This is a genomic window from Acidaminococcus sp. CAG:542 (assembly GCF_000437815.1).
Classification (GTDB): domain Bacteria; phylum Bacillota; class Negativicutes; order Acidaminococcales; family Acidaminococcaceae; genus Acidaminococcus.
In genome coordinates, this window is record NZ_FR902087.1 from 1 (window position 1) to 8,854 (window position 8,854).

Here is an 8,854-nt window from a genome sequence, read left to right on the forward strand (position 1 = left end):
TTCAAGGGCGGGGGACCGTTGCGCTTGCGCAAGGGTGGTGGGCTAGCAGCGTCGGCTGCGTTTCCATTTCAAGCCGGCGGAGCCGGTCTCCACAACGACCAACGATGAACCCCAAGGCACCTAACCACCTAACCACTTAGCCACTTATCCCCCCTGTCCCCCTCCAGCCTCATGTAAAATGACACCAAATACAAAGAAAAACCGAATAAATAACCAATATTGACAAGTATCTTACAGCCACATATAATGGAAATATAATATGTATAGAACGATGTTATGTTTTCTATAATTTAAAAGTACAGTAAAAGAGTAAACTTTTTTACAGCAGAAAGAGGAATCTTTCAGGGAGGATACGGTCATGAACAAAATCTACAAAGTCATCTGGAGCCGGGTCCGGCACTGCTATGTGGTGGTGTCTGAGCTGGCTAAACGGGCTGGAAAGGAAAAAAGCACCTGTCTGTCCACGGCAGGAAAGACGGTAGCCGTGCTGGGCCTGGGAGCGGTGCTCTTTATGGGGAGCCCCTGTTCAGAAGCGTTTGCGGCAACAGGGAAAGTCACTGGGGGTGCTTCAACCAACCAGGCAACAGGAGAAAATGCCACAGTCAGCGGTGGTGAAAAAAACAAGGCCGAAGGGAAAAATTCCAGCGTTAGCGGCGGTGGTGATAATGAAGCTGTAGGCGAATCCTCCAGCATTAGCGGTGGCATGCAGAATAAAGCCACCGGGAAACATTCCAGCGTTACCGGCGGTACTCAGAATCAGGCAGGGGGCCAATTTGCCACGGTCAGTGGGGGCAGCGGCAACAAAGCCTTTGGCGCAGATTCTGTGGTTATTGGGGGTACCGGCAATATTACAGGTAAAGTGGCTGTAGATAAAAACGGGGATCCTCTTCTGGATGCCAACAGAAATGAATATGCGGCCGACGCCTCCAATCCATTTCCTATTTATGGGGTAGGCTCCGTAGCCATAGGCGGCTATTCTTCCACTATCCAGGGAAACTATTCCGTAGGCATCGCTGGCGGCAGCACCAGTGCAGGGGCTGCCAGCGCTGTGGCGGCCGGCAACCAGGCCACGGTGACTGTGGCCAATGGGGTGGCCATCGGCTATGAAGCCACGGCTTCTGTCATTGATTCTTCTCGTGCAGCCGATACAGAAGGTCGTATTGTATCCTTTGGCCATAAAAAAGGTGATGTATATTATACGGTACAGTATCAGAATCATACCGTTACGGAAAACACCTATGATTCTGACGCCTACAACCGCCTGGTCAACGTAGCCGACGGCATCGATGACCATGACGTGGTGGTCATGGAACAGTTGACCAAGGCCAAAGCGGAAGCGGTGGCAACGGCTAAAAACCAGATCAAGGTCAAGGGTGATGAAACCAACGTCCATGCGGAAGAAACCACGGACCAGGACGGCGTACAGACCACCACCATCAGCCTGAAGCCCAAGGTCACGTTGAAGGACAGCACCGACACCACCGGTGCCAAGCAGGTGGTGCTGGACGGCACGGCTGGCACCATTTCCGCCGGCCTCAGCACGGACACGGGGAATTTTATTTCCCTAGACGGGACCCAAGGCCTTGCCAAGGTGGGAGCAATCCAGATCGGCAATCAGTCCTTTACCTATGATTATATGAAGCCGGGCAGTCTCAATGACGATGGGGCCACCCTCAAGCTGGAATCTGTCCGGGCAAGTGCATCGGGGAACTTTGTGACGGGCCTTTCCAACCGCACCTGGACGCCCGGAAACTATGTGACCGGCCGGGCTGCCACGGAAGATCAGCTGGAACAGGCGGGGCGCCATTTCCTGAGCATCAAGACGGCCTATAAAGATGATGATGGCAATTTGACAACGCCGGTTGCGGAAAACAGCTTGGCCAATTACTACAATGATGGAGCAAGGGGTTCGGCTTCCATGGCCTTTGGCGTGGGAACTACAGCATCCGGCGATTTGTCTTTGTCCATGGGTGTGAACAGCGCTGCTTCAGGTATCAATTCCTTGGCCATCGGCTATGGCAATGAGGCTGCTGGTATCCAGTCGGTGGCTGTGGGCAACAGTACCAACGCCAGCGGAAATTTTTCGGTTGCTATGGGCCTTGGAGCCCAGGCCGGTACGAAAAATGATGATGCAGAGTCCACCGACCATGGAGCCGCTGTGGCCGTGGGTTATGGTGCAGAAGCGGTGGAAACCGGTTCTGCTGCTTACGGCTATTCGGCTGGGGCAAATGCTGTCGAATCTTCCGCTTTTGGTACCAGTGCCAATGCCACGGCAGATGGTGGCGTAGCTTTAGGCGCCCACTCTGTGGCCAATCGGGAAAAAGGATCTACCGGCTATTTGGCTCCGGATATGACGGATCCTGCCAATGCAGCTAAGGCAGCCACCTGGGTGTCCACTTCCGGGGGTGTTTCCCTGGGTGGGACAGATGCAGAAGGTAAGACCATCAGCCGCCAGATCACCAATTTGGCTGCCGGGTCTGCGGATTCCGATGCGGTGAACGTGGCCCAGCTGAAGGCTGTGGAAACCAAGGGTATGAACTTCCAGGGCAATGATACTGACACTTCTGTCCATGTAGACCAGGGGGGGACTCTCCAGATCCAGGGCAGCGGCCGGAAGGAAGATACGGAATACTCCACCCAGAATGTGAAAGTCCTGACGGATACGGCCAATAAGCGCCTTTCCATTGCTCTGGACAAGAATCCTGTGTTTGATTCCGTCACTGCCGGTACGGAAAGGACTTCCGCTGACGGAGGCCAGGCTGGCTCCATCAAGATCGTAGGATCGGACAGTAGCAGTACCAACAAAGCCACCACCATCACTGCAGGCTATGCCGCATCTCCGGAACTTTCCGGTGCCAAGGGCACGGGCCGCATCAGCTATACCGATGGGGACGGCACGGCTCATACGGTGGCTACTCTCGGGGATGGCCTGAAACTGGCTGGAGATACGGGAACGGGCAGCGTTGAACTGGACAAGACTCTCGACGTAAAGGGCGGTGCAACTGACCTGGCAACGGGTAATAATATCGGCGTTACCGCCAATGGCTCCACCCTGTCCCTGAAACTGGCCAAAAACATCACCGGTCTGGATACGGTGACGGCTGGCGGCGCCAAGCTGGGCACCCAGACCGACGGCAATGATACCACCCAAAGCGGCGACTATCTCACTGGCCTGGACAATACTACCTGGACTGTAGGCCAGACAACGTATGTTACCGGCCGGGCTGCTACGGAGGATCAGCTGAAGAGCGTGTCCGATGTGGTGAACAGCAACAAGACCCAGATTACCACCAATACGGAAGCCATCGCCCAAGGCCTGAATTTCTCGGCCAGCAACAAGGTAGATGGCGCTTACAAGACGGTGAACCGCGCTTTGGGCAGCACTGTGGCCGTCCGTGCCAATGATGCCCAGTCCCGCCATACCTACAAGACGGACAACCTGACCACGGAAATTGATGATAACGGCATCATCACCGTGAAGATGGACACCCAGCTCACGGCGGATAAGGTAACTGTGGGAACAGGCGATAAAGCCATCACCATCGATGGTTCCGACGGCACCCTGACCACCGGTTCTTCCACCTTGGACGGTACAGGCCTGACCATTAATAATGGCGGCCCCAGTGTCACCACCAGCGGCATCAGCGGTGGCAGTAAGCAGATTTCCGATGTAGCCAGCGGCAAGTCCGGGGATGATGACTCCGGTAGCCCTGTTTATGGAATAGAAACCAATGCCGCCAACATCGGCGATGTGAAGAAAATCGCCGCCAAGACCGTAACCGTCAGCGGAGATGACAAGAATACAAATGTTGTAGGAACACCGAATACCACAGATGGGACGGTGGACTACAAAGTATCTCTCAAGGACAGCGTGACCCTGGGCAGCGATGACGACAAGAAAATCGCCTTGGACGGTACCGCCGGAACCGTAACGGTGGGGAATCAAGTTACTTTAAATGGCAATACTGGAAAAGCCACCATTGGCGGGGCAACCCTTGGCAATGATGGTGCCAATACCTATCTGACCGGCCTGACCAATACCACTTGGGATGGTACAGCTGTGAGTGGTCGTGCGGCTACGGAAGATCAGCTGAAGAGTGTGTCTGATACAGTGAATGCCGGCTGGAATGCCAAAGTGGGAGACCAGACCCTGGCGGTTACTCCTGCCAATAATACCCTCACTTTTGCAGCGGGAGACAATATTGCTCTTACACCAACTGACAGCAGCAAAACCATTACCATTGCTACCCAACCCAATGTAAACTTCACTACGGTCCGTGTGGGAAGTACGGATGGAACCGATGGTATTTACATCGGCAGCCAGCCCGGCGGCGGTGCCAACGGCAGTGCCACGTCAAACATTACCAGTATTACAGGACTCAAAAATACAGCATGGGTGACGGACCATTTTATGTCCGGCCGGGCAGCTACGGAAGATCAGCTGAATGAAGTAGCGAAAACCATCAAAGGGGAAGCCAGTGCTTCGGATATTTATGTAGAAAGTGGCTCCGTTTCTTATGGCAATAATGGGGAAGGCACAGGGACTTTAGTCAGGAAAAATGACAAGACCACTGGGCAACTCACTGGGCTCCACGATTACTATGTGACCGGCGGCAGTGTCAGCACCGATGGGAAGACCCTGAAGCTGACGAAAAATGGCGGTGATGCCATTCCGGGCATTGATATGACCAATGTGCTGAATCAGGACAGCCATCTGGTGGCTGCTGACAGTGGTGAATACACGGTAGGCAGCGATGGCACGGTAACGCTGAAGGTGAAAAATAACGCAGCGAGAAGCACTCCTACGGATGTGGTGATTTCTGGTATTGCCAGCAATGCGGCTTTGCAGAAGGGATTGAACTTCGAAGCCAATGGGGCAGAGAAGGAGGACGGAAGTGCTGCCTACAATGCTCAGCTGGGGGATAAAATCAGTGTATTGGGCGGTGCGGCAAAGGATAAGCACACCTACAATACAGACAATATTACTACTACCATGGACAACGGCACCATCACGGTGAAGTTGGACGATGACCTGACGGCTCACAGCCTGACGGCCGGGTCCAGTACGGTCAACGGTACGGTCAGAGTGACCGGTACCGGCGGAGCTTATATTGAAATGGATGGCAGTGATGGGTCCCTCCATATGGGGAACAATGGCGGCCGGTATTCTGCTCTTTATCAGGATTATGGCGGTGCCAGTTTCCTGAATTCTGCAGACAGCTCACCTCGGTTGAAATATGATGTGGATACCGCCAAAGGCACCTATCATACCATTGCAACCCTGGAAGACGGCCTGAAATTTGCCGGAGATGATGCCAAGACGGATACGACCAAGGCCGTCAGCACAACCCTCAACAGTACCCTGAATATCACCGGCGGTGCTGTTACTGGTAATTTGACGGATGGCAACATCGGCGTGGTGAAGAATGGCGATGATGGATTGGCAATCAAGCTGAACAAGGATCTTACCAATATGGGGACCATCAGCTTTGCGCCTACTGAAACGGGCAAGGCGGGAATCAAGATTGGTTCTCAGACCATCGCCAACAATGGCACCAGCCCCAATGATGCTGCTGGGGATTACATTACGGGCCTGACCAACACCAAATGGTCGAAAGATGGCATCGTCAGCGGTCGGGCGGCTACGGAAGACCAGCTCCAGCAGGTGGCCAAGTCCATTGTGGACGGGAAGGAAACCGGCGGTGGCTTCGGCCTCAGCGACAATGCAGGCAATGTGGTGAAGCAGGATCTGGGCGGTTCCATCCAGCTGAAGGCGGAAGACGACAATTTGACCACCACAGCGGATACCACTGGCAAAGCCATCACCATTGGTTTGAGTAAGGAACTGAAAGACATGACCAGTGCTACTTTCAAGGATGCGACGACTGGAGCTATGACCGTAATTGACGGCAAGGGCATTGCCATTACGCCCCAGAACGGCAGCACAAATGGCCAAGTGAAACTGACCACCGATGGACTGTCCAATGGCGGTAAGCAGATTACCAATGTACAGAGCGGACTCTATGATACGGCACAGAATAAGCCGGTGGATATCTCCACCATTACGGCAGGCAGCCCTATGCTGCAAAATGGGGCCACTATCGGCGATTTGCAGACCGTCAGCAATGGTGTGAAAACAGAACTGACGGACAAGGGCCTGAACTTCAAGGGCAATGACGCTACCACCACTGTCCATAGAAATCTGGGCGACACCCTGACCATCCAGGGAACCGGCGCGGATGGCCGTGACTACGACGGCGGCGCCAATGTGCAGGTCAAGGCGGATAAGAATGCCAATACGCTGACGGTCCAGCTGGATCGTGACCTCAATGCCCATACCCTGACGTTGGGGAAAGCATCCACCGGAACGGGAACAGGGGAAGCAGGGAAGCTGATCCTCAATGGGACCAACAAGGATAATGGGATGAGCCCGGTATCCATCGGTGTCACCTATCGGGGAAATCAGGACAAAGAAGCCATGAAGACGGCCATGTCCCGGATTACCTATAAGGGCGGTAATGGAAATGACCACACCGTGGCTACCCTGGAAGACGGGCTGCAGCTGGCCGGGGACAATGGGGAAGCCCTCAATACCACCCTGGACAAGAAGGTGACCATCAAGGGCGGCGTCGCGAAGGACAAGCTGGTGGACAATACCACGGACCCCACGAAGAACAACAACATCGGCGTCGTTGCCAGCCAGGATAAAGATGGCAATACCACTCTCTCCCTGCAGCTGGCCAAGGATATCACCGGCCTTAATACGGTGACGGCCGGCACGGTTGTTATGGGGAATCAGAGTGTCGTCAGTGACGGCAAGGTTACAGAAACAGGAAACTTTGTTGCCGGGCTTGAGAACACAGACTGGGATGGGAAGGATTATGTTTCCGGCCGGGCGGCTACGGAAGACCAGCTGAAAAAGGTCAATGATTCCATTACCAAAGTCCTGGGCAATGGGACATTTGCCATTACGGCCGGTGGCAGAGGGGAAGCCGTGGATGCCACCATTGAACAGAATCTGGGCAGTGCCATCCGGATTTTTGGGGATGCCCCTGTAACCAACGAGAAAAACGATGGCTCCGGGGATTTCTGGGATCGGAGCAAGGCCAATATCCTGACCAAGGTGAAGAAAGACCACGATGGAAATGATTACGTTTCCGTAGAACTCCAGGATCATCTGGACGTGGGTGTCCATGGGGATGGTAAAACCATCGAAGGCACGGACGGCAGTATGCAGTTTAAAGGCAAGTCTGCCAAAGAAGTAAATATTACCGGCGATACCGGGATCACCCTGAGCGACAATGGCAAAAAGGCCGCTGCTCTCCGCCAGACTGACGGCGCAGGCTATCTGGATCTGACGGGGACGGCTGGAACCCAAGCTGCGGTATCCGTCCATACCGTTGCCAAGAACCTGGCCCAGCAGGACCAGACTCGGCTTACCTACACGGACCAGGGCAACAAAGATCACGATGTGGCTACCCTGGAGGATGGGATGATTTTTGCAGGGGATGTCGCTGAGAACACAGTAAGCCGGTCGCTGAACAACACGCTGAAGTTGTCCGGCGGCGCTGATATTACGAAACTGTCCGATGGGAATATAGGGGTAGTGAAGAATACTGCCGGGGATGGCCTGGAAATCAAGCTGGCCAAAAATCTTACCGGCATCGAAAGCATCACCGGGCTGACCAATACCACCATTACCTCTTCTGATTTTGCCACCAAAGGCAGGGCAGCCACCGAAGAACAGCTGGTCCTGATGAAGGGAAGCCTTACCGATTCTGCAAAGGGCGGCGGCTTCGGACTCACGGCGGATAATGCCAATGCCAGTGGTACGTCCGATGCTAAACAGAATCTGGGCGGGACCATTGGTGTTCATGGGGACAGCAATATTACCACCTCTGTCTCCGACGATGGCAAGTCCATCAATATCAAGCTGAAAAATCAGGTGAATCTGGGAGATGAAGGCTCCATCACGGCCGGCGGTGTGACCATCAGTAAAGACGGCATTAATGCTGGGAATAAGCAGATTAAAGATGTTGCCAGCGGTATTGGAAATGTCTATGACACCACGAAAGAAGGTCAGGAAAATTGGAACAACGCCGCCAACATCGGCGATGTGAAGAAACTGGCCGGTGAAGCGGCCCAGGGAGCTGTGGACAGCCTGGGTACCCGGGACTTTACCGGGGATGACGGAGAAACAATCTCCCGAAAACTGGGCAAATCCATGAAACTGTCCGGCGGGGCGGATACGTCCAAACTCACCGATAAGAACATCGGTGTGGTGAAGAACGCCGACGGGGACGGCCTGGACATCAAGCTCTCCAGCGAACTGAAGGGCCTTACCAGCGTCACCACCGGCAACAGCACCTTGAACAACGATGGCCTCACCATCAACAGCAGTACCGGGGCAGCCGGCACCACCCTCACCAGCAGCGGCATCAGGATCGCTGCCAATGGGGAGGGGACCCACAATGTGGAAATCAGCAGCAGCAACGTGAGCATGGGCGGCCAGCAGATCCACGATGTGGCTCCCGGCACGGCACCCACTGATGCGGTGAACGTAAGCCAGCTGGGGGGTGTGGTCAATGGAGTGAACAATGCCATTACCCGTCTGGACAGCCGGGTGGACCGGGTGGGGGCCGGCGCCTCTGCTCTGGCGGCCCTCCATCCGCTGGAATTCGATCCGGAAGACAAGCTGAACTTCGCCGCCGGCTTCGGCCATTACCGGAGCGCCAATGCGGCGGCCATCGGGGCTTTCTACCAGCCTACGGAAAGCGTCCGCTTCAATGTGGGCGGCAGCTTCGGGGGCGGGGAGAACATGGTGAATGCCGGGGTGACCTTCTCTCTGGATCCC

General features: G+C 54.7%; 1 protein-coding gene. It reads left to right on the forward strand.

Annotation, left to right across the window (positions count from 1 at the left end):
• Positions 1–358: 358 nt before the first annotated feature.
• Positions 359–8,854, forward strand: an 8,496-nt coding sequence (locus tag QVO43_RS07220) for an ESPR-type extended signal peptide-containing protein (RefSeq protein WP_288174714.1), incomplete at its 3' end; no start/stop codon positions are given.